This is a genomic window from Niveispirillum sp. FG148 (assembly GCF_057809655.1).
In genome coordinates this window covers 44,672-63,804 of the sequence record NZ_JBMDKJ010000023.1, presented here as the reverse complement: position 1 = coordinate 63,804, position 19,133 = coordinate 44,672, and the positions used below count along the sequence as shown (strand labels likewise).

General features: G+C 65.2%; 24 protein-coding genes. 11 read left to right on the top strand and 13 right to left on the bottom strand.

Going from position 1 to position 19,133, the window contains the following annotated elements; genetic code table 11:
* Window positions 1-63 precede the first annotated feature (63 nt).
* Window positions 64-450, bottom strand: a complete 387-nt coding sequence (rpoZ, locus tag ACODTW_RS20645; RefSeq protein WP_488947963.1) for a DNA-directed RNA polymerase subunit omega — start codon at window positions 448-450, stop codon at window positions 64-66.
* Window positions 451-533: 83 nt separating this feature from the next.
* Window positions 534-1,106, bottom strand: a complete 573-nt coding sequence (folK, locus tag ACODTW_RS20640; protein WP_488947962.1) for a 2-amino-4-hydroxy-6-hydroxymethyldihydropteridine diphosphokinase — start codon at window positions 1,104-1,106, stop codon at window positions 534-536.
* 186 nt (window positions 1,107-1,292) lie between these two features.
* Here folK and ACODTW_RS20635 point away from each other — a divergent pair, with 186 nt between their 5' ends.
* Window positions 1,293-1,925, top strand: a complete 633-nt coding sequence (locus ACODTW_RS20635) for a LabA-like NYN domain-containing protein (protein ID WP_488947961.1) — start codon at window positions 1,293-1,295, stop codon at window positions 1,923-1,925.
* A 70-nt stretch (window positions 1,926-1,995) separates the two neighbouring features.
* On the opposite strand, the gene ACODTW_RS20630 is transcribed toward ACODTW_RS20635, so the two are convergent.
* The 5 genes from ACODTW_RS20630 to ACODTW_RS20610 form a co-directional block, all read right to left on the bottom strand.
* Window positions 1,996-2,400, bottom strand: coding sequence for a VOC family protein (locus tag ACODTW_RS20630; protein WP_488947960.1), 405 nt, complete (start codon window positions 2,398-2,400; stop codon window positions 1,996-1,998).
* Window positions 2,401-2,532: 132 nt separating this feature from the next.
* Window positions 2,533-2,733 carry a YdcH family protein gene (locus tag ACODTW_RS20625; protein WP_488947959.1) on the bottom strand — a complete coding sequence of 67 codons (201 nt, stop codon included), beginning with the start codon at window positions 2,731-2,733 and terminating at the stop codon, window positions 2,533-2,535.
* A gap of 107 nt (window positions 2,734-2,840) precedes the next feature.
* Window positions 2,841-3,404 carry an FKBP-type peptidyl-prolyl cis-trans isomerase gene (locus tag ACODTW_RS20620; RefSeq protein ID WP_488947958.1) on the bottom strand — a complete coding sequence of 188 codons (564 nt, stop codon included), beginning with the start codon at window positions 3,402-3,404 and terminating at the stop codon, window positions 2,841-2,843.
* A gap of 89 nt (window positions 3,405-3,493) precedes the next feature.
* Window positions 3,494-3,985 (bottom strand): FKBP-type peptidyl-prolyl cis-trans isomerase, encoded by a 492-nt coding sequence (locus ACODTW_RS20615; RefSeq protein WP_488947957.1) that lies wholly within the window; start codon window positions 3,983-3,985, stop codon window positions 3,494-3,496.
* Window positions 3,982-4,638, bottom strand: coding sequence for a hypothetical protein (locus tag ACODTW_RS20610; protein WP_488947956.1), 657 nt, complete (start codon window positions 4,636-4,638; stop codon window positions 3,982-3,984). The genes ACODTW_RS20615 and ACODTW_RS20610 overlap by 4 nt, the downstream gene beginning before the upstream one ends.
* Before the next feature lie 278 nt (window positions 4,639-4,916).
* On the opposite strand from ACODTW_RS20610, the gene ACODTW_RS20605 reads away from it, so the two are divergent.
* The 3 genes from ACODTW_RS20605 to ACODTW_RS20595 all read left to right on the top strand — a co-directional run bounded on the left by ACODTW_RS20605 (window position 4,917) and on the right by ACODTW_RS20595 (window position 8,080).
* Window positions 4,917-6,587: an NAD+ synthase gene (locus tag ACODTW_RS20605; protein WP_488947955.1), complete on the top strand. Its 1,671-nt coding sequence runs from the start codon at window positions 4,917-4,919 to the stop codon at window positions 6,585-6,587.
* A 242-nt stretch (window positions 6,588-6,829) separates the two neighbouring features.
* The gene (locus tag ACODTW_RS20600; RefSeq protein WP_488948005.1) at window positions 6,830-7,201 is read left to right on the top strand and encodes a chemotaxis response regulator CheY; all 372 of its coding nucleotides are present in this window, start codon (window positions 6,830-6,832) and stop codon (window positions 7,199-7,201) included.
* 6 nt (window positions 7,202-7,207) lie between these two features.
* Window positions 7,208-8,080: a protein phosphatase CheZ gene (locus ACODTW_RS20595; protein WP_488947954.1), complete on the top strand. Its 873-nt coding sequence runs from the start codon at window positions 7,208-7,210 to the stop codon at window positions 8,078-8,080.
* Here the strand turns inward: ACODTW_RS20595 and ACODTW_RS20590 are convergent.
* The gene (locus ACODTW_RS20590; RefSeq protein ID WP_488947953.1) at window positions 8,077-8,769 is read right to left on the bottom strand and encodes a helix-turn-helix transcriptional regulator; all 693 of its coding nucleotides are present in this window, start codon (window positions 8,767-8,769) and stop codon (window positions 8,077-8,079) included. The genes ACODTW_RS20595 and ACODTW_RS20590 overlap by 4 nt on opposite strands.
* An 86-nt stretch (window positions 8,770-8,855) precedes the next feature.
* Here ACODTW_RS20590 and ACODTW_RS20585 point away from each other — a divergent pair, with 86 nt between their 5' ends.
* Entirely contained in the window at window positions 8,856-9,596 is a 741-nt protein-coding gene (locus tag ACODTW_RS20585) for a glutathione S-transferase family protein (protein WP_488947952.1), read from the top strand.
* Between the two features lie 4 nt (window positions 9,597-9,600).
* Here the strand turns inward: ACODTW_RS20585 and mltG are convergent, their stop codons facing one another.
* The 5 genes from mltG to fabD form a co-directional block, all read right to left on the bottom strand.
* Window positions 9,601-10,539, bottom strand: coding sequence for an endolytic transglycosylase MltG (mltG, locus tag ACODTW_RS20580; RefSeq protein WP_488947951.1), 939 nt, complete (start codon window positions 10,537-10,539; stop codon window positions 9,601-9,603).
* Between the two features lie 80 nt (window positions 10,540-10,619).
* A complete protein-coding gene (fabF, locus tag ACODTW_RS20575; protein WP_488947950.1) occupies window positions 10,620-11,885 on the bottom strand; it encodes a beta-ketoacyl-ACP synthase II in 1,266 nt (421 codons plus the stop codon).
* A 140-nt stretch (window positions 11,886-12,025) separates the two neighbouring features.
* Window positions 12,026-12,259: an acyl carrier protein gene (locus tag ACODTW_RS20570; protein ID WP_488947949.1), complete on the bottom strand. Its 234-nt coding sequence runs from the start codon at window positions 12,257-12,259 to the stop codon at window positions 12,026-12,028.
* A 207-nt stretch (window positions 12,260-12,466) separates the two neighbouring features.
* Entirely contained in the window at window positions 12,467-13,207 is a 741-nt protein-coding gene (gene fabG / locus ACODTW_RS20565; RefSeq protein ID WP_488947948.1) for a 3-oxoacyl-[acyl-carrier-protein] reductase, read from the bottom strand.
* 52 nt (window positions 13,208-13,259) lie between these two features.
* On the bottom strand, window positions 13,260-14,195 hold the full coding sequence (gene fabD / locus ACODTW_RS20560; protein WP_488948004.1) for an ACP S-malonyltransferase: 936 nt from the start codon (window positions 14,193-14,195) through the stop codon (window positions 13,260-13,262).
* A 302-nt stretch (window positions 14,196-14,497) separates the two neighbouring features.
* Here fabD and ACODTW_RS20555 point away from each other — a divergent pair, with 302 nt between their 5' ends.
* From ACODTW_RS20555 to ACODTW_RS20530, 6 genes are all read left to right on the top strand, one after another.
* Window positions 14,498-15,304: a PhnD/SsuA/transferrin family substrate-binding protein gene (locus tag ACODTW_RS20555; protein WP_488947947.1), complete on the top strand. Its 807-nt coding sequence runs from the start codon at window positions 14,498-14,500 to the stop codon at window positions 15,302-15,304.
* A 99-nt stretch (window positions 15,305-15,403) separates the two neighbouring features.
* Window positions 15,404-16,186: a hypothetical protein gene (locus tag ACODTW_RS20550; RefSeq protein WP_488947946.1), complete on the top strand. Its 783-nt coding sequence runs from the start codon at window positions 15,404-15,406 to the stop codon at window positions 16,184-16,186.
* Window positions 16,187-16,402: 216 nt separating this feature from the next.
* The gene (gene rpsF, locus ACODTW_RS20545; protein ID WP_488947945.1) at window positions 16,403-16,870 is read left to right on the top strand and encodes a 30S ribosomal protein S6; all 468 of its coding nucleotides are present in this window, start codon (window positions 16,403-16,405) and stop codon (window positions 16,868-16,870) included.
* Window positions 16,867-17,148, top strand: coding sequence for a 30S ribosomal protein S18 (rpsR, locus tag ACODTW_RS20540; protein WP_488947944.1), 282 nt, complete (start codon window positions 16,867-16,869; stop codon window positions 17,146-17,148). The genes rpsF and rpsR overlap by 4 nt, the downstream gene beginning before the upstream one ends.
* 19 nt (window positions 17,149-17,167) lie before the next feature.
* Window positions 17,168-17,722 (top strand): 50S ribosomal protein L9, encoded by a 555-nt coding sequence (gene rplI / locus ACODTW_RS20535; RefSeq protein WP_488947943.1) that lies wholly within the window; start codon window positions 17,168-17,170, stop codon window positions 17,720-17,722.
* A 160-nt stretch (window positions 17,723-17,882) separates the two neighbouring features.
* The gene (locus ACODTW_RS20530) at window positions 17,883-19,118 is read left to right on the top strand and encodes a cyclopropane fatty acid synthase (RefSeq protein ID WP_488947942.1); all 1,236 of its coding nucleotides are present in this window, start codon (window positions 17,883-17,885) and stop codon (window positions 19,116-19,118) included.
* The last annotated feature ends 15 nt before the right edge of the window (window positions 19,119-19,133 follow it).

Sequence of the window (19,133 nt, the reverse complement as noted above, 5' to 3'; positions counted from 1 at the left end):
TACACCGCCATTCCGGGCATTATCGCGCCAACACGGGCCTTCCATTTCCCCGGGTCCGCTGGCTCAGATATCCTCGTCGGCCAAGTCGGCACCGCCGACTTCGCCTTCGGAGAAGTCCATCTCGCCACCCAGCTCGTCCTCAGCCTCGGCGCGCGCGGCGTCCTGGGCCCAGCCGGCCTCGCCGGCCATCAGTTCGACAATCTCTTCCTCAGGCTCGTCCTGCTCCGGCACGCGCTGATGGCCCTTGATCAGGCTGTTCCTCAGCACTTCCAGCGACACCGACTCGTCGGCGATTTCGCGCAGGGCGACGACCGGGTTCTTGTCATTGTCGCGGTCCAGCGACAGGGGCGAACCAGAGGCGATATCACGGGCGCGCTGGGCAGCCATCATCACCAGTTCGAACCGGTTCGGAATCTTCAGGACGCAATCTTCAACGGTAACGCGGGCCATTCCACATAAACTCCAGCGACGGATAAGCCTTTATTTATAGGGACCGGTGGCAGGCTTGGCAAGGAAAGGCGCCAGCACTTTCGTCAATCCAGCCCCGACAGGCGCGGTGCGGAACCGGCGACGGGCCGGATGCCCTGGTCCGTCGGCAGGGCTGCGATCAGATCGTCCAGCGACCGGCCATCGACGGGATGGCGCCAATCCGGCGCCACGTCGCGCAGCGGCAACAGCACGAAGGCCCGCTGCGCCATGCGCGGGTGCGGCAGCAGCGGCGCCCCTTCATTTCGCTGGCCGTTATAGTCCAGAAGGTCAAGATCCAGGACCCGCGCCTCGTTCACCTGCCGCCGGACCCGGCCGAACGCCTGCTCCACCGCGTGCAGCCGGGTCAGCAGATCGGCCGGCGACAGGGCCGTATCCACCCGCGCCACGGCGTTCACATACCAGGGCTGGTCGGAGGCCGGCACCGGGGCGCTCTCAAAGAATCGCGAGATAGCACACAAATGGATGTCACCGGAGTCGAGCCGCCGCAACGCCCGCTCACAAATCTGGGCCGGCATTCCCAGCGCGGGCGAAGGCAAATTTGAGCCGATGGCGATGAGAATCACGGGCTTTCCCTGGAAATCCGCACGTCCGCGCCCCACCTGTGGGCGGAGGCGCATGACGGCACTTGCTGCTGAACAGGCGATGGCATACCGTGCCGGAAACTGTTCGTCATCTGCTGCTTGCTTCTGGCTCTGATGCCGGCGGTGGGCTGTGGCCTGAACCCTCCCCTCCCGGTTGGGGCGGTTCTTCAAAATAAATTCCGGGATGGCTAATTTTAACAACACATTCTTCAGAGGAATGAGATGGCTCGAAAGATATTTTACCAGCAGGAACGGCTGGCCATGTTCATCGATGGCGCCAATCTGTACGCCGCGGCTCGTTCTCTTGGTTTCGATATTGATTACAAGCGTCTTCTGGAACTTTTCGCCGCAGAGGGCCGGTTGATCCGGGCCTTCTATTACACCGCCCTGGTCGAAGATCAGGAATATTCGCCGATCCGTCCGCTGGTCGACTGGCTGGACTATAACGGCTACACCATGGTCACGAAGCCGACCAAGGAATTCACCGATGCCTCTGGTCGCCGCAAGATCAAGGGCAACATGGACATCGAACTCGCCATCGACGTGATGGAGATGGCGGAGAATGTTGACCACATCCTGCTCTTCTCCGGTGATGGCGATTTCCGTCGCCTAGTGGAAGCCGTGCAGCGCAAGGGCGTGCGCGTCACCGTGATCAGCACCGTGCGCTCCACCCCGCCCATGGTGGCCGACGAGCTGCGCCGCCAGGCCGACAATTTCCTGGAACTGCAGGACCTGGCTCCCAGCATCCAGCGCAGCCACGGCAACCGTTACCAGCAATCGCCGCTAGTCCATGACCACGCCACCCACGACGACCACCTGCCGCAGCCGGATCAGCATCCCGAACAGGGCGAATGAGGTCGGATGCCGATAGGCATCATGGGAAAGGGGGATGGTCTCGGCCGTCCCCCTTTTATTTTTGGCCCCATCACCCCGGCATATTGAACTGGATCAGGCTGATGGCCGCCCCGGTGGGGTCCTTGATGACGGTCATGCGGCCCACTTCGGGAATGTCAAAGGGCGGCACGCAGATCTGGCCGCCCAGGTCCACCACCTTGGCGGCGCTGGCCTCCACATCCGCCACATTGATGTAGGACATCCAGTGGGGTGGGATGCCGTCCCACATCGGACCTTCCATCTTCAGCATGCCGCCGAACTGATGGTCGCCATTGTGACACAGGGTGTAGGTTCCCATCGCCCCCATGTCCTTCTTGGTGAAGGTCCAGCCCAGCAGGGCGCCGAAAAAGGCCGATGCCCGCTCCGGATCGGGCGTGTTCAGTTCCTGCCAAACAAAGCTGCCAAAGGGCGGCATGGCCATGGGCGCATCCGACATCCCCCGTCTCCCCTTCTTCAGTCCCCCACCCCGCGCGGGGTGGTCGAGAGGAAGAAGTGTGGCAAGGCACCGTGCCCTTGTCCCATGAATTTTCGACGTCCGGACAGGCCCGGCGAATGCCATGAACGATGTTCAGGCAATGATGTCAGGCACAAGCTGGCTTTCCAGCCGGGCGATCATGTCCTTCAGCAGAAGCTTACGCTTCTTCAGTCGCTGAATCTGAAGCTGGTCGACAGGAAACTGGATCGTCAACCGCTGGATGACGTCGTCCATATCGCGATGCTCCGTTCTCAGAGCTGCGAGCTTTTCCTTCAACAGGTGCTGGTCGTTCATCGGGTTCCGCGTCGCACACCTTGTCCCAGGCGCTCCAACGCCCGGGCGCATCCATACCACAAAAACCGCGCGCCGTGGGGCACGCAATTTTCAAGCATCGGACTTGGTCACCGGATGGAGCCGGGCTTGGCCAGAAGGTTGGTCATGTCCGGCTTGCGGATACCCAGCAGTTCAATGGTGAACAGCAGGGTGGCGTTGGGCGGGATGCCGCCATCCGGCTGGCCGCGCAGCCCATAGCCCAGATTGCCGGGGATGGCCAGTTCCCACTGCTCGCCCACCCGCATCATGGGCAGCGCCTCCTGCCAGCCACGCACCACCTTTGATACGGGGAAACTGGCGGGGCGGCCACGGCCATAGGAACTGTCGAATTCCTTGCCGTCGATCAGGACGCCGCGGTAATTCACCGTCACCTCGTCGGTCAGCAGCGGGCGCGGGGCATTGCCGGCCACACGGCGGACGACCCGGTATTGCAGGCCGCTGGGCGTCACCTGCCAGCCCGGCTTCTTCTGGTTCTCGACCAGATACTGCATCTGCGGATCGATGCGCGGCATGGACAGCACGTCGCTGACATTACCCTGCGGCGGCTGGGCCGCCTGCTGGGCACCGGCCGGGGCGGCCAGGGTCAGGGCCATGGCAAACAGGGGAACGACGGTCAGGCGACGGCCGGTCATGTCAACGCTCCGCAATATGACGGGATTTGATCGCAGCGGGTTACCATGGATCGCGCCGCCGGTCACGCGCCAAGCATGCCGCAGCCCCCTCAACCACCGATGCGCGGCCGGGTGAAGGACAGAAGCTCGACAGTGAAGAACAGGTTGGCCCCCGGCGGCACCTTGCCGCTGCCCGATCCGGCAGCACCATAGGCGGCACTGGCCGGCACGCCCAGTTCCCAGACATCCCCCGGCCGCATCAGCGGCACCACCTGCTTCCAACCGCCGATGGTGCGGGTCAGTTGCAGGGCGACGGATTTGCCGGCCGCGCGCGTATCCTCGAATACCGTGCCGTTTTCCAGACGTCCCTGGTAATGCAGGCTGGCCATGTCAATCACGCTGGGGCTGGCACCGTTTGGCGGGCCGGACCGGATGACGCGGTACCGTGTCGGCCCGCGTGGGCCCACCTTCCAGCCCTGGCTGTCCAGCCGGTCCAGAAAGGCCTGCTCGGCGAGCGACAGGGCGGGCTGCTGCGCGCCCACCGCCGCGACCGGCAGCAAGGTCAGGACCGCCGTCAGCCCCAGAAATTCGCGCCGCCTCATTTCTTCTCCTGCTTTGCCTTCTTGTCCGCGTCCGCCTGGAAGGCAGGCGGCGTGCGCCCCTCCAGCGGGTCCAGGGTCATCACCTGCAATCCCGCCGGGACGTCGAACAGGCTCGGGTCCTGGGTCCCGCGCGTGATCGCGGACAGGGTCATGCTGACGGCCGCCGCCCCCTGCCCGCCGGCGTGGCCTTCCAGCTTCACATAGATGCCATCGGCCGTGGCCCAGACGCGCCCGTCAAAGCCGCCGCCATCGGGGGCCACATCCTGCACGCGGTAGCGGGTAACCTTTTCGCCAGCCAGGGTCTCCGTCCCCTCCGCTGTGCCCGACAGCCGGGCCAGCAGGCTGGGCACCAGCCCCACCTCCGGGTCGTTCAGCGGCAATTTCATGGCCATGCGGCTGTCGGGCTGGATGACGGTGGCCTGATTCTGGTCGGGCCGCACGATCAGCAGGTTGTTCAGCCCGTCGACCTTGCTTTCCCGCCGCTCCTTGCCATGGTCATGGAACAGCCGCGCCGTCAGGGACACGCCGTCGACCGTCAGGTCCTGGGATGCCGAAAAAGCGGCATTGGGCGCCGGCAGGGTGTCGGCCAAGGCCGGCAGGGCCAGGCCTGCCCACAGCATCGCAGCGGACAGCATGGTCGGAAAACGGGACATAAGGCGGTTACTCCAACACGGGATGGCCAGCAGGATAAGGGCGGGCGGTAGGGCCGGGCAAGCAATGCCGCCATGTTCCTTCCGGCCTTCGCCACTGGCTTGACCCCTTATACTCAGCAAGAGCATAACGGATAGAGCCGGCCCGGCGCTCATGCGCCGTGAGCCAAGCCGCCGGATGGCGGCGCCCGGCGATTGAGGGAACACGAAAACTCCCTTGGTCGGTCACGATCAAGGGAGATTGGTATGACGCTTCCAAAGGACCGGCGGGACCAGGTGACATGACTGATCAATTGACCATCGCACTGGCGCAGATCAACCCCACCGTGGGGGCGCTGGACGACAATGCCGCCCTGATCCGCGCCGCACGCGCCGAAGCCGCCGCCGCCGGCGCCGATCTGGTCGTCTATCCCGAACTGGCGGTCTGCGGCTATCCGCCCGAAGATCTGGTGCTGAAGCCCTTCTTCCTGGACAAGGTCGAAGCCACCGTGCGTGCGCTGGCCGCCGACACGGCCGATGGCGGCCCGGCCCTGCTGGTCGGCGCACCCTGGCGCGTGGACGGACAGCGGCATAATGCGGCCCTGCTGCTGGATGGCGGGACCATCGCGGCCGTGCGGCTGAAGCATGACCTGCCCAATTATGGCCCCTTCGATGAAAAACGCGTGTTCAGCGCTGGCCCCCTGCCCGGCCCGGTGAATTTCCGCGGCGTGCGCCTGGGCGTGCTGGTCTGTGAGGATATGTGGACGGCCGAAGTGGCAGAGACCCTGGCCGAGACGGGGGCCGAGATCCTGGTTGTGCCCAATGGCAGCCCGTTTGAGATCGACAAGACCAACCGCCGCCTGGAACTGGCCGTGGCGCGGGTGGTGGAAACGGGGCTGCCGCTGATCTATCTGAACCAGGTGGGCGGGCAGGATGAGTTGGTGTTTGACGGCGCCTCCTTCGTGCTGAACCGCGACCGGTCGCTGGTGGCGCAATTGCCGGCCTTCGCACCCGCTGTCGCCATCACCCGCTGGACACGCAGCGCCGAAGGCTGGACCGGGGCGTCCGATGCGATGACCCCGCCACCCGATGCCTTGGGCGCCATCTATGGGGCCATGGTGCTGGGCCTGCGCGATTATGTGCGCAAGAATCGCTTCCCCGGCGTCATCCTGGGCATGTCGGGCGGCATCGATTCGGCCATTTCCGCCGCCGTGGCGGTCGATGCGCTGGGGGCGGACAAGGTCCACTGCGTCATGATGCCCAGCCCCTATACCAGCCAGGACAGCCTGGATGACGCGGCCGAATGCGCCGGCCTCTTGGGCTGCCGCATCGACACCATCTCCATCCGCCCGGCCATGGAAGCGTTTGCCGAGATGCTGGCCCCGTCCTTTGCCGGCCAACAGGCCGACATTACGGAGGAGAACCTGCAAAGCCGGTCGCGTGGCGTCACCTTGATGGCGCTGTCGAACAAGTTTGGCGGCATGGTCCTGTCCACAGGCAACAAGTCGGAAATGTCGGTCGGCTATGCCACGCTCTATGGCGATATGTGCGGCGGCTACAATGTCCTGAAGGATGTCTACAAGACGACCGTCTACAAGCTGTCGCACTGGCGCAATGCCAACCGGCCCGATGGCGCGCTGGGCCCGACGGGGCAGGTGATTCCCGAACGGATCATCACCAAGGCCCCGACGGCGGAGTTGAAACCCGACCAGAAGGACCAGGACACGTTGCCGGAATATGCTGTCCTGGATGATATTCTGGAATGCCTGATCGAACGTGACATGTCGCTGGCGGAGATCCTGGCGCGGGGCCATGACGCGGCCACGGTCAACCGGGTCTGGCGCATGCTGGACCGCGCAGAATATAAGCGCCGGCAGGCGCCGCCGGGGGTCAAGATCACGTCGCGGAGTTTCGGACGCGACCGCCGCTATCCCATCACCAGCGGTCTGCTGTCGCTGCTGCGCGGTGCATAGGGATAGAATGGCGGAAAAGTTCAGGCCGCTCCGTTTTTGGACGGCTTGACAAGCACAGGGCCGCCCACCAAAGTGCGGCCGTGTACGCCGATAAGGGTGAACACGATTGGCTTGTCATTTCCGATCGGGTAACCTGAAACGGTAGTTTGGTCAGCATTGGCATGTCGTTCGATCGCTGATCAGGAATTAAGCAATTTGCTGGTGCAACACGTTCAGGTGGGGGTTCCGCAGTGTCCTTGAACATTCAGGTGCTGGTTGTCGACGATTACGCGACGATGCGGCGTATCATCAGGAACCTGCTCACCCAGATCGGGTTCACGAAGATCGACGAGGCTGCCGACGGCGCCGAAGCGTTGGCCAAGCTGCGCGCCGCGCCGTTCGGTCTGGTGATCTCCGACTGGAACATGGAGCCGATGACCGGCCTGCAGCTTCTGAAGGAAGTGCGCGCCGATGTGCGTCTGAAGGCCACGCCCTTCATCATGGTGACCGCCGAATCGAAGACGGAAAACGTCATCGCGGCCAAGGAAGCCGGCGTGAACAACTACATTGTGAAGCCCTTCAACGCCGACACGCTGAAGAAGAAGATCGAAAGCGTTCTGGGCGCGCTGGGCTGATCGATCGTGTCCGAACCGATCTTCGATCTGTCCGACCAGGACTATGACGAGATCGAGGACGCGTTGATGTCCAGTCCGCGCGGTCGCGCCTTCTTGCGCGCACGCGACCGGCGGAATCGGGTGGTGGCGGTGGACGATGTCCGCCGCCTGATCCGCGATCATCGCGAACATCCGGAAGTGGACCCGAAGTCCCATATCAAGGTTCTGCGGCGGGAGCTGCAGGACCTTTCTTCGCATATAGCCGAAACGCGGCGGGAAATTGCCGCGCTGAAGCCGGATGACCCGTCCGCCGACCGCATCATGCGGGCGACGGAGGAACTGGACGCCATCCTGCAATCCACCGAACATGCGACGACGGAGATCCTGAACGGATCGGAGCGCATCCAGTCGGTGGCTGATCGCCTGCGCAAGACCCATCCCGACCTCGCCCAGATGCTGGATAACGAGGTGACGGAGATCATGACGGCCTGTTCGTTCCAGGACATTACGGGCCAGCGCATGACCAAGGTGGTCAACACGCTGCGCTATATCGAGCGGCGCGTGCATGCCATGATCCAGATCTGGGGCCTGGAAAACCTGGACGAGGCGGAAATGGCCGCCGCCCTGGCGGATGAACCTCGGGATACCCGTCCCGACGCCCATCTGATGCATGGCCCGCCGCTGAAGGGCGCCATCAACCAGGATGCCGTCGACCTGCTGCTGACCGGGGGTGCTGCGGCGCGGGCCGCCGGCGCCGACCCGCTGGCAGTGCAACCCGTTGCCGCCTCTTCCCCGCCACCGCCCCCGCCTGCCCCGCGTGCCGTGGCACCGCCGGAGGATGAGGCGCCGGCCAGCGGTCCCGTCCTGTCGCAATCGGCCGTGGACGACCTGTTCCCTTAACCGCAGTCGGGCCGCCTCAGGCTGTCCTGCCAGCGGCTGCGCAGCCGCACCGGGCGCTCCGGATAGCGTTCGCCGGTAAACTCTGCCCGCACCACGCGGTCGGTACGGAAATGCCGGAAATCCGCCCGCATCTCGCACCAGGCGGCCAGCATGCGCACATGGTCGAAATAGGCGACCAGCACGGGCCAGACCAGCCGCTCCGTCTCCTGCCCGCGTTCATCGCGATAGATCAGCCGCACCTTGCGCCCGCCATGGATGGCGGCGCGCAGGGCCACCATATCGATGGCATCCACCACCCGCTGCGGCCGTGGTGGCGCGACCCCGGCCGGTAGCTGCACCACGGGACGCAGATTTTCCGGCACCGCCGCCTCGATCTTGGCCATCAGGTCGGCGGCCGCGCGGGCCAGCACCGGGTCGCCCTGCCGTGACACCCATTCCGCCCCCAGCATCGCCACCTCGATCTCATCCGGGGTCAGCATCAAGGGCGGCATGTCGAATCCGCCTTCCAGCAGATAGCCCACCCCCGCCTCCCCGCGGATGGGCACGCGCTGGGCCATCAGCGTGGCGATGTCGCGATAGACCGACCGTTTGGACGTTTCCAGTTCCGCCGCGATGGCCTCGGCCGTCACCGGCCGGGGCGACCGGCGCAATATCTGGATGATCTGGAACAGCCGGTCCGCCCGCCGCATTTCGCACCCTCGTTCGAAAGACTGCTGACAGTAGGTTGGCAGCAGGGTGGCTGTAAACCATGCCGCATCACCGGAACAAACGGAGAATGACGATGATCAAGCTGCATGCTTTCGGCCCCGCCTTCGGCCTGCCCGACCCCAGCCCCTATGTGACCAAGACGGAGGTGCAGCTGCGCATGGCCGGCCTGGACTATGAGAAGGTGAAGGGCGACCTGGAAAAGACGCCCAAGCACAAGCTGCCGATTATCGAGGATGACGGGCAGATCGTGGCCGACAGCACCTTCATCCGCGCCCATCTGGAAGCCACCCGCGGCATTGACCTGGACGAAGGCCTGTCCTTGCGCGAACGGGCCGAATCCTGGGCCATCGAACGGATGCTGGAGGATCATTATTGCTGGGCCATGGTCCATGACCGCTGGATGGATGATGCCAATTTCCAGCGCGGCCCCGCCCTGTTCTTCCAGGGCGCGCCCGACCATCTGCGCGACGCCATCATCAAGGATGTGCGGGCCCGCGTCGCCGCCAACATGGCCGGCCACGGCATCGGCCGCCACAGCCCGACCGAACGGCTGGATCTCGCCACAAGGTCACTGTCGGCCCTGTCGGTACTGCTGGGCGACCGGCCCTTCATCATGAGTGATCGGCCCACGGGCGTGGACGCGTTTGCCTTCGCCGTCCTGGCCGCCACCCTGACGCCCATCTTCGACACGGCCTTGCATCAGGCCGTCGCCGCCCACGGCAACCTGACCCCTTACGTCCGCCGCATGGCCGCGCGCTTCTATGCCGACCATGAATGGTGGTGGGACCGGGTGGTGGTGGCGGCTTAAGCCTTCACTCCCCGTCCCGCACCTTTCGCCATTTCACGACATTGCGGTTATGCGCCTCCAGCGTCTCCGCGAAGGCGTGGCCGCCCGTGCCGTCGGCGACGAAGTACAGGTACTTGTGCGTTTCCGGCTTCAGCACGGCCTGCAAGGACAGCAGGCCCGGATTGGCGATGGGGGCGGGGGGCAGGCCCGGCACGACATAGGTGTTATAGGGGCTGTCCAGCTTCCAGTCGGCGCGGGTCAGGTCGCGGTCGATCTGCCCGCGCTTGTCCGACAGGGCATAGATGATGGTCGGGTCGGATTGCAGCTTCATGCCGGCGCGCAGCCGGTTGATGAAGACGCCGGCCACGCGCGGGCGCTCGGCCGCCACGCCCGTCTCCTTTTCCACCACCGACGCCAGGATGACCGCCTCCTGGGGGGATTTCAGCGGCAGGTCGGGGCCGCGTTCGGCCCAAAGCCTGTCCAGCGCGCGGGCCATGTCGGCGGACATGCGGGCCAGGATGTCGGCGCGGGCATCATCGCGCAGGAACTGGTAGGTCTCCGGCAGCAGACTACCCTCGGGTGGCGGGGTGATGACATCGCCCGACAACGCCGTCTCCGCCCGCAGCCGCTCCACGATCTGCCAACTGGTCAGCCCTTCCGGCACCGTGACCCGGTGGACGACGACCTTGCCGCTGATGATCAGGTCCAGGGCACCCTTGATGCTGATCCCCGCCGGGAATTGATATTCCCCGGCCCGCAGCCGGGCGCCGTCGCCGCGCAGGCGGCTGGTCAGCAGCACGTCCCAGGGATGACGCACGACGCCGCCCTCGGCCAGCTTCTGGGCGATGGCCTGCACCCCGCTGCCGCGCGGAATGACGATCACCGTCTCCGCCGTCAGCGGCCCCGGCCCGATATAGCGCTGCCATGCCGCCCAGGCGCCCCCGGCACCCGCTGCGGCCAGCACCAAAAACGACGCCGCCGTCGGCAGAAGCCAACGGCGGCGCTTTTGGGTCTCTTTTCCGTTCGTCCCGCTCACGCCGGTGATCAGGAGAAGGCCTTGAACACCAGGGAGGCGTTGGTGCCGCCAAAGCCGAAGCTGTTGGACAGGGCGGCGCGCACGCGGCGTTCCTTGGCCACCTTCGGCACCAGGTCAGCGCCCTCCGTGCCCTCGTCCGGATTTTCCAGATTCAGGGTCGGCGGCACGATCTGGTCGCGGATGGACAGGACCGAATAGATGGCTTCCACGGCACCGGCGGCCCCCAGCAGGTGACCGATGGCCGACTTGGTCGACGACATGGAGGCGCCGGCCAGATCATTGCCGAACAGGCGCTTGACGGCACCCAGTTCGATCAGGTCGCCCACGGGCGTGCTGGTGCCATGCGCGTTGATGTAATCCACATCTTCCGGATTCATGCCAGCGCGCTTCATCGCCATGCGCATGGACCGGAAGCCGCCATTGCCGTCTTCGGCCGGCGAGGTGATGTGGTGGGCGTCACCCGACAGGCCATAGCCGACGACTTCGGCATAGATGTGGGCGCCACGGCGCTTGGCGTGCTCCAGTTCCTCCAGAACCACGACGCCGGCGCCCTCGCCCATGACGAACCCGTCGCGGGCCTTGTCATAGGGGCGGCTGCCCTTTTCGGGCGCGTCGTTGAAGGCGGTGGACAGGGTACGGGCGGCGGCAAAGCCGGCGATGCCCAGGCGGGAGCAGGCGCCCTCCGCGCCACCGGCAACCATCACGTCGGCATCGTCCAGCGCGATCATGCGCGCGGCGTCGCCGATGGAATGGGCGCCCGTGGAACAGGCCGTAACCACGGCATGGTTCGGGCCCTTGTAGCCATGGTTGATGGAGATATGGCCCGATGCCAGATTGATCAGGCAGGACGGGATGAAGAAGGGCGAGACACGGCGCGGGCCCTTTTCGGCCAGGATCAGCGACGTCTCATAGATGCCGGGCAGGCCACCGATGCCGGAGCCGACGGTAACGCCCGTGCGCTCGAACTCTTCGTCGTTGGAGGGCTTCCAGCCGCTGTCCTTGATGGCTTCATCTGCCGCCGCGATAGCGAACATGATGAAATCATCCATCTTCTTCTGTTCCTTGGGCGGAATGAAGAGATCCAGGTTCAGCGTGCCTTCGCTGCCGTCACCGCGCGGCACCTGGCCGGCGATCTTGCAGGGAAGATCGGAAACATCAAAGCCCTGGATCGTGCGGATGCCCGACTGGCTTTTGATCAGACGGTCCCAGTTGGTTTGCACCCCAACCCCGAGCGGAGTCACGAGACCCATTCCGGTGATGACGACGCGGCGCATGTATCCGACCTGCGAAAGTGATGACGAAGAGGGGGACAGCCATGGTCGTCCCGGAAATCAGATAGTGACGATGGGCGGCCTTGGCCAGGACCGGGAACAGCCGAATGCCGTTCCCGGTTCCGTCCCACCTTTGACGGTTATCAGCTCTTGGAGCTGATGAAGTCGATGGCGTCCTTGACGGTCAGGATCTTTTCGGCAGCGTCGTCCGGGATCTCGATGCCGAACTCTTCCTCAAACGCCATGACCAGCTCGACCGTGTCCAGGCTGTCGGCGCCCAGATCGTCGATGAAGGACGCGGTGTCGGTCACCTTCGCCTCTTCCACGCCCAGGTGCTCGATGACGATCTTCTTCACGCGTTCAGCAACATCGCTCATTTATTTGACCTTTCAGGATCTTCCGGTGGGTCCGGCCGGAGGCCGGTAGTTAAGGGTCGTCGCGGGGTTCGGAACAAGCGCAATCCTTGGCCCGGCCCGCGCCGCCGGTCAGGAAAGAGCCGTCACTTAACATGAACGGCGGCCCCTGACCAGCATTCGCAGCATCCGAGAACGGGGTGAGGCGACCGAAGCCCCTCACCCGCCTTCTCAGATCATGGCCATGCCGCCATTCACATGCAATGTCTGGCCCGTGACATAGGCAGCCTCGTTGGAGGCCAGATATAGCACGGCGGCGGCGATATCGTCGGGCGTGCCCAGGCGACCGGCCGGGATGCGGCTGTTCATGGCTTCCTTCTGGGCATCGTTCAGCACGTCGGTCATGGCCGTGGCGATCATGCCGGGCGCCACCGTATTGACGGTGATGCCGCGCGTCGCCACTTCTTGGGCCAGCGCCTTGGACATGCCGATCATGCCGGCCTTGCTGGCCGCATAGTTCACCTGGCCGGGATTGCCGGTGACGCCGACGACGGAGGTGATGCCGATGATGCGGCCCCAGCGGCGCTTCATCATGCCCTTCACGGCGGCGCGGGCCAGGCGGAAGCCGGCCGTCAGATTGACATTGATGACACTGTCCCAGTCATCATCCTTCATGCGCAGGATCAGGGTGTCCCGCGTCAGCCCGGCATTGTTGACCAGGATGTCGACGCCGCCGCCCAGGGCCGTCTCGGCCTTCTTGAACAGGTCTTCCACCTGTGCGGGGTCCGACAGGTTGGCGGGCACGACGACGGCGCCCTCGCCCAGCTCGGCGGCCAGCGCTTCCAGCGCCTCCACCTTGGTGCCGTGCAGGGCGACCTTGGCGCCCCTGGCATGCAGCGCGCGGGCGATGGCAGCACCAATGCCGCCCGATGCACCCGTGACCAGGGCGGTCTTGCCGGTCAGGTCGAACATGGGAAATCCCTCCGATAGCAAGGCGGTGCCGCAGCCCCACCCCATAACCACGTCATCCGGCGATGAAACCATCGATATCGGCCGGCAGCCCGACAGAGCTGGCGACCAGTTCCTTGTCAATGCGCTTGACCAGACCGGCCAGCACCTTGCCGGCGCCCAGCTCGATCAGCTCGGACACGCCCTGTTCCTTCATGAACAGCACGCTTTCGCGCCAGCGCACGGCCCCCGTCACCTGCTCCACCAGCAGGCGGCGGATGGTCTCCGGGTCGGTCACGGCCGACGCCGTGACATTGGCGACCAGCGGGGCGACCGGCGACTGGATGGCCGTGCCGGCCAGCGCCTCTTTCATGGCATCGGCGGCGGGCTGCATCAGCGGGCAATGGAAGGGGGCGGACACGGGCAGCAGCATGGCGCGCTTGAACCCCCGCTCGGCCGCGATCTTGATGGCCCGCTCCACGGCCGATTTGTGGCCCGACACCACCACCTGACCCGGCGCATTGTCGTTGGCGGCCGTGCAGACCTCGCCCTGGGCCGCTTCGGCCGCAATTTCGCGCGCGGCGTCCAGATCGGCGCCCAGGATGGCAGCCATGGCGCCGACACCGACCGGCACCGCCTTCTGCATCGACTGGCCGCGCAGCTTCAGCAGGCGGGCCGTGTCGGCCAGGCTGATGGCGCCCGCGGCACACAGGGCCGAATATTCACCCAGGGAGTGGCCGGCGACGAAGGCGGCCTTGGACAGGTCCAGCCCCTTTTCGGCGGCCAGCACGCGGGTCACGGCCACGGACACGGCCATCAGGGCCGGCTGGGCATTCTCGGTCAGGGTCAGTTCGTCGCCCGGCCCTTCGAACATCAGCGCGCTGAGCTTCTGGCCCAGGGCGGCATCCACTTCGGCAAACGTTTCACGCGCGATGGCGAACCGCTCGGCCAGTTCGCGGCCCATGCCGACGGCCTGACTGCCCTGGCCGGGAAAGACGAAAGCGCGGGTCATGAAGGTCACCTGCAATAAATCCAGTGCGGCCTTGATACAGCGGCGTGTGGCCCTGTCAAGCCGCAGTGCCCCGCTCAACAGCACCGACACCTTGTTACGATTACGGAAGGGACCGCTAAGTTGATGGAAATACTGGCCGGGAACGCCCGGCTGGCGCAGGATGACGGATGATCGACGCGCCGGGCGCATGGGCGCCATTCGCTCCATCCTTAACCGGAAGGTAAGATATCGGATCGAATCTCAATATATCCGCCAGATATGACGTCCACCAGCCCTCGTTCCCCCAAGCATCGTGATGCAGCATGGCCGCCCCGGGTCCTAAGCCATTTCGGATATCCGCCGTCCGGTGGGCCGCCGGCCTGCTGCTGGGGCTTGTGCTGACCCTGGCCCATCCCGGTCGGGCAAGTGACATCGAAGACAGCTTCGGGCAGAGCGGACAGCCGGAGGTGACCTTGGCCGTGCCCGTGATCCCCACCATCGTGGATGGATCGGGACGGCTGCTGCCGGCCATGCGCCTGTGGTTCTCCTACGTGGCGGACAAGGCCTCCATCCACCTGCGGATTCAGCCTGCGAATTTCGACCGGCGCACGGCCGATATGGCGCGCAGCATCGACCATTGCGTCCTGGGTTATGCCCGCCTTCCGTCCCGGGAAACGAAGGCGCGCTGGCTTTCGCTCGTGCGGCGCGATCGCATGGTGTTCATCGCACGCCAGGACGACCCGTTTCAGGGCGCCCTGCCCGACCTGCTGAAGATCGCACCGGGCCAGGTGGCGGCCCCCAGCGGCGTCTATCGCGAGACGCTGGCCGGGCACGGGGTCGATTATGTGGCCGTGGATGACCAGCGTTCGCTGGCGCGGATGGTGGATGCGGGCCGGGTCCGGTTCGGCATGGTGATCGCCGGCACGCTGAACGCCCCGGAAGTGCAGACGATGCGGCTGCGCATCGTGGCGGAAATGCCACCACTTGAATTCTGGTTTGCCTGCAGTCCCGACATGCCGGACAGCCTGGCCCAGCCGTTACAGCGGGCCCTGCTGTCGCCTTCTTCCGAAGCCCTGCGCCGCACCGCCATGAACGACGTGCCCATTGAAGCAGCGACCCCGACGCAGTGACCGATCCGGCCATCCCATACCTCTGGTCTATTTACCGGCGGTCAAATTCGCGCATCATCCAAGGCAACAGTTCCCGTATCCCGCTTGCAAGGGCCATCGATGAAGCGCCGCCCGCTGTTTTCCTGCCCGCCCCGCCTGATGCTGGCTGTCGCGCTGGCTCTGGCCGGCATGCCGGTATCTGCACGGGAACTGGGCTGGTTCGGGGATAGGGACGCGCCGGTCGTCACCCTGCTGATGTCCCAATCCCCGACGATCATCGATCCACAGGGCGAATTGCAGCCAGGCTTCCAGCACTGGCTGGGCCTGATGGCGGAACGTGGCCGTCTGCGCATCCGGGCCCGGGCCACCCCCACCGACCAGCCGCTGGAAATGGTCCTGCAGCAGACCGACACCTGCTCCATCGGCTATGCCCGTCTACCCGTACGCGAGGGGCAGGTGCGCTGGCTGCTGGAAATGCTGCGGGACCGGATGGTGTTCATCGCCCGCGGCCAGGATCCTTTCCAGGGGAACCTGCCCGATTTCCTGCGCATCGCGGGCGGGCAACTGGGGGCGCCGCGCGGCATCTATCAGACGGTCCTGGAAGGGCGCGGCATCGACCATGTCACCGTGGACGATCAGCGCACGCTGGCGCGGATGGTGGAAACGGGGCAGTTGCGCTTTGGCATGCTGATCGGCAGTGCGCTGGACACGCCGGACCTGAAGGATATGGATATCCGCGTCGTGGCGGAACTGCCGCCCCAGGGCTACTGGTTCGCCTGCTCGCTGACCATGCCGGATGCGACCGTGGCCCGCCTGACCGCGGCCCTGGCCCTGCCGGACGTCGACCGGGCGCGGCGGGCGGCCATCCGCGGCACGCCGGAGCCCCTCGCCCAGATCGACTGACCGGACGGGTGCCGGCGGCGCTCCCCATGCGGCCCCGTCGCCCCGCCCATGTCGCCTGCGGGGCGCGGCCGGCCTTGCGCCCTTGCCGGCTTTCTGTATAGTGCGCCCCTTCCGAAACCCCGCCGGTGCTCGCCAAGGCACCGGCTAGGACCGTGCGGCTGATCTGGAACCCGTTCCGGACACAGCGGCGGACCATCAATAGCCATGGGGAGTTTTATGGCACTGTATGAAACCATCCTGATTTTCCGTCAGGACATCTCCTCGGCTCAGGTTGAAACCCTGACCGAGACCTTCAGCACCATCCTGAAGGACCAGGGCGGCTCCGTCGTCAAGACCGAGCAGTGGGGTCTGAAGACCCTGACCTACCGGATCAAGAAGAACCGCAAGGGTCATTACGTCTATCTCGGCCTGGACGCCTCCGCGGCGGCCGTTGCCGAAATGGAGCGTAACCTGTCGATCAATGAAGACGTGCTGCGCTATATGACCGTCAAGATCGAAAAGATCGACGAGGGCCAGACCGCCATGCTCGCCAACAAGGGCGAACGTGCGGAACGCGCTCCCCGCGGTGGCTTCGGCGACCGTGGCCCGCGTCGTGAGTTCGGCGATCGTGGTCCGCGCGAGGGCGGCTTCAGCCGCGGCCCGCGTCGTGACGCCGCCGTTGAAGGTGAAGGAGACCGCGCATGACCACCGAACGTCCCCAGGGCGCTTCCACGGGTGGCGCTCCCCGCTCTGGCGGTGGCCGTCGTCCGTTCTTCCGTCGCCGGAAGACCTGCCCGTTCTCCGGCCCGAACGCGCCGACGATCGACTACAAGGACATCAAGCTGCTGTCCCGGTTCATCTCCGAACGCGGCAAGATCGTCCCGTCCCGTATCACCGCCGTGTCGGCGAAGAAGCAGCGTGAGCTGGCCCGTGCTATCAAGCGCGCCCGCTTCCTGGCTCTTCTGCCGTACATTGTGAAGTAAGCGAACCGGGAGAAAAGACATGGACGTCATTCTGCTGGAACGCGTCGAAAAGTTGGGTCAGCTGGGCCAGGTGGTCAAGGTGAAGGCGGGCTACGCCCGTAATTACCTGCTGCCGAAGAAGAAGGCCCTGCGCGCCACCAAGGACAACCTGGCCTATTTCGAGGCCCAGAAGGCGCAGCTGGAAGCTCGCAATCTGGAGCTGAAGAAGGAAGCCGAGGTCGTCGCCACGAAGGTCAACGGTCTGGCCGTCGTCGTGGTCCGTCAGGCCGCCGAGTCCGGCGTGCTGTACGGCTCCGTCACCTCGCGCGACGTTGCCGAGGCGGTCACCACCGCCGGCACCACGATCGCCCGGGCGCAGGTCGCCATCGCCGAGCCGATCAAGACCCTGGGCCTGTTCAAGGTCAAGGTCGTCCTGCATCCGGAAGTGTCCGTGGCCGTGACGGTCAACGTGGCTCGCTCGGTTGAAGAAGCCGCCGTCCAGGCCGCCCGTGGCGGCATGGTCGTCAGCCGCGACGACGAGGATGAGGAAGAAGAGGTCGAAGAGACCGAAGCCACCGAGGAAACCGAGGCCTGATAGGTCCCGGTTCCGGATGGAAACATCCGGCGGCTTGCTTCCAAAGTTAAGGGGCGTCCCACCGAAAGGCGGGGCGCCCTTTTTCTTTCGGACAGGTTTGCACACGCGCGCAGCATGGTTACATTTTCAAGACGTATCAGCGGCTTGGGGGTGTTCCGACATGCTGTTGTACCGTCTGCTCTCCTCATTGATCAAACAGGGCCGGCTCTGCGTCATCGACGCCCGCGGCGGTCGGCATTATTTCGGTTCGGCAACGGATAATCGGGCCCCGGTGACGGTGCGCCTGACCGACCCCGCGCTGGAATGGAAACTGGGCCTCCACCCCGGCCTCTATGCCGGCGAAGCCTATATGGACGGCACGTTGCAGATGGTGGAGGGAAGTCTTTATGACTTTCTGGATCTGGTGACCGCCAATATCGGCCGGGGTCATCTGGGGCCGACCGGGGCGCTGGCACAGCGCTTCGCCCTCCGGCTGCAACGCCTGATCCAGCAATATAATCCGCTGGACCGCTCCCACCGCAATGTGGCCCACCATTACGACCTGTCGCGGGAATTCTATGAACTGTTCCTGGACAGCGACCGTCAGTATTCCTGTGCCTATTTCGCAGACCCCGGTACGGATCTGGAACAGGCGCAGGAGGCGAAGAAGCGGCACATCGCGGCCAAGCTGCTGCTGAAGCCGGGCGCACAGGTGCTGGATATCGGCTGCGGCTGGGGTGGCATGGCCCTGACCCTGGCTCGGGCCGCCGATATCCAGGTCACGGGCATCACCCTGTCAAAGGAACAGCTGGCCGTGGCACGCGAACGGGCGGCCGCCGCGGGCCTGTCCGACCGGGTCCGGTTCGAACTCTGTGATTACCGCCAGATGACGGGCCGGTTCGACCGGATCGTCAGTGTCGGCATGTTCGAACATGTCGGCGTGCCGCAATATCCAACCTTCTTCGGCAAGGTCCATGACCTGCTGGCCGATGATGGCGTGGCCCTGCTGCATTCCATCGGCCGGATGGAGGGGCCGGGCACGACCAACGCCTGGATTCGCAAATATATCTTCCCCGGCGGTTATTCCCCGGCTTTGTCAGAGGTGATGCCGGCGGTGGAGGGGGCCGGCCTGTGGCTGACCGACGCGGAAATCTGGCGCCTGCATTATGCCGAAACCCTGCGCCATTGGCGCGAACGCTTCCTGGCCAACCGCGACAAGGCCCGGGCGCTTTATGATGAGCGTTTCTGCCGCATGTGGGAATTCTACCTGGTTGGGTCGGAATGCGCCTTCCGTCATCAAGGCCATATGGTGTTTCAGATTCAGATGGCGAAAAGCGTCGAGGCCGTGCCCCTGAGCCGCGACTACATGCTGGCGGACGAACGGCGGTTGGCGGAGCGGCAAAGCCGGGCGGCATAGTTATCCACAGCTTAT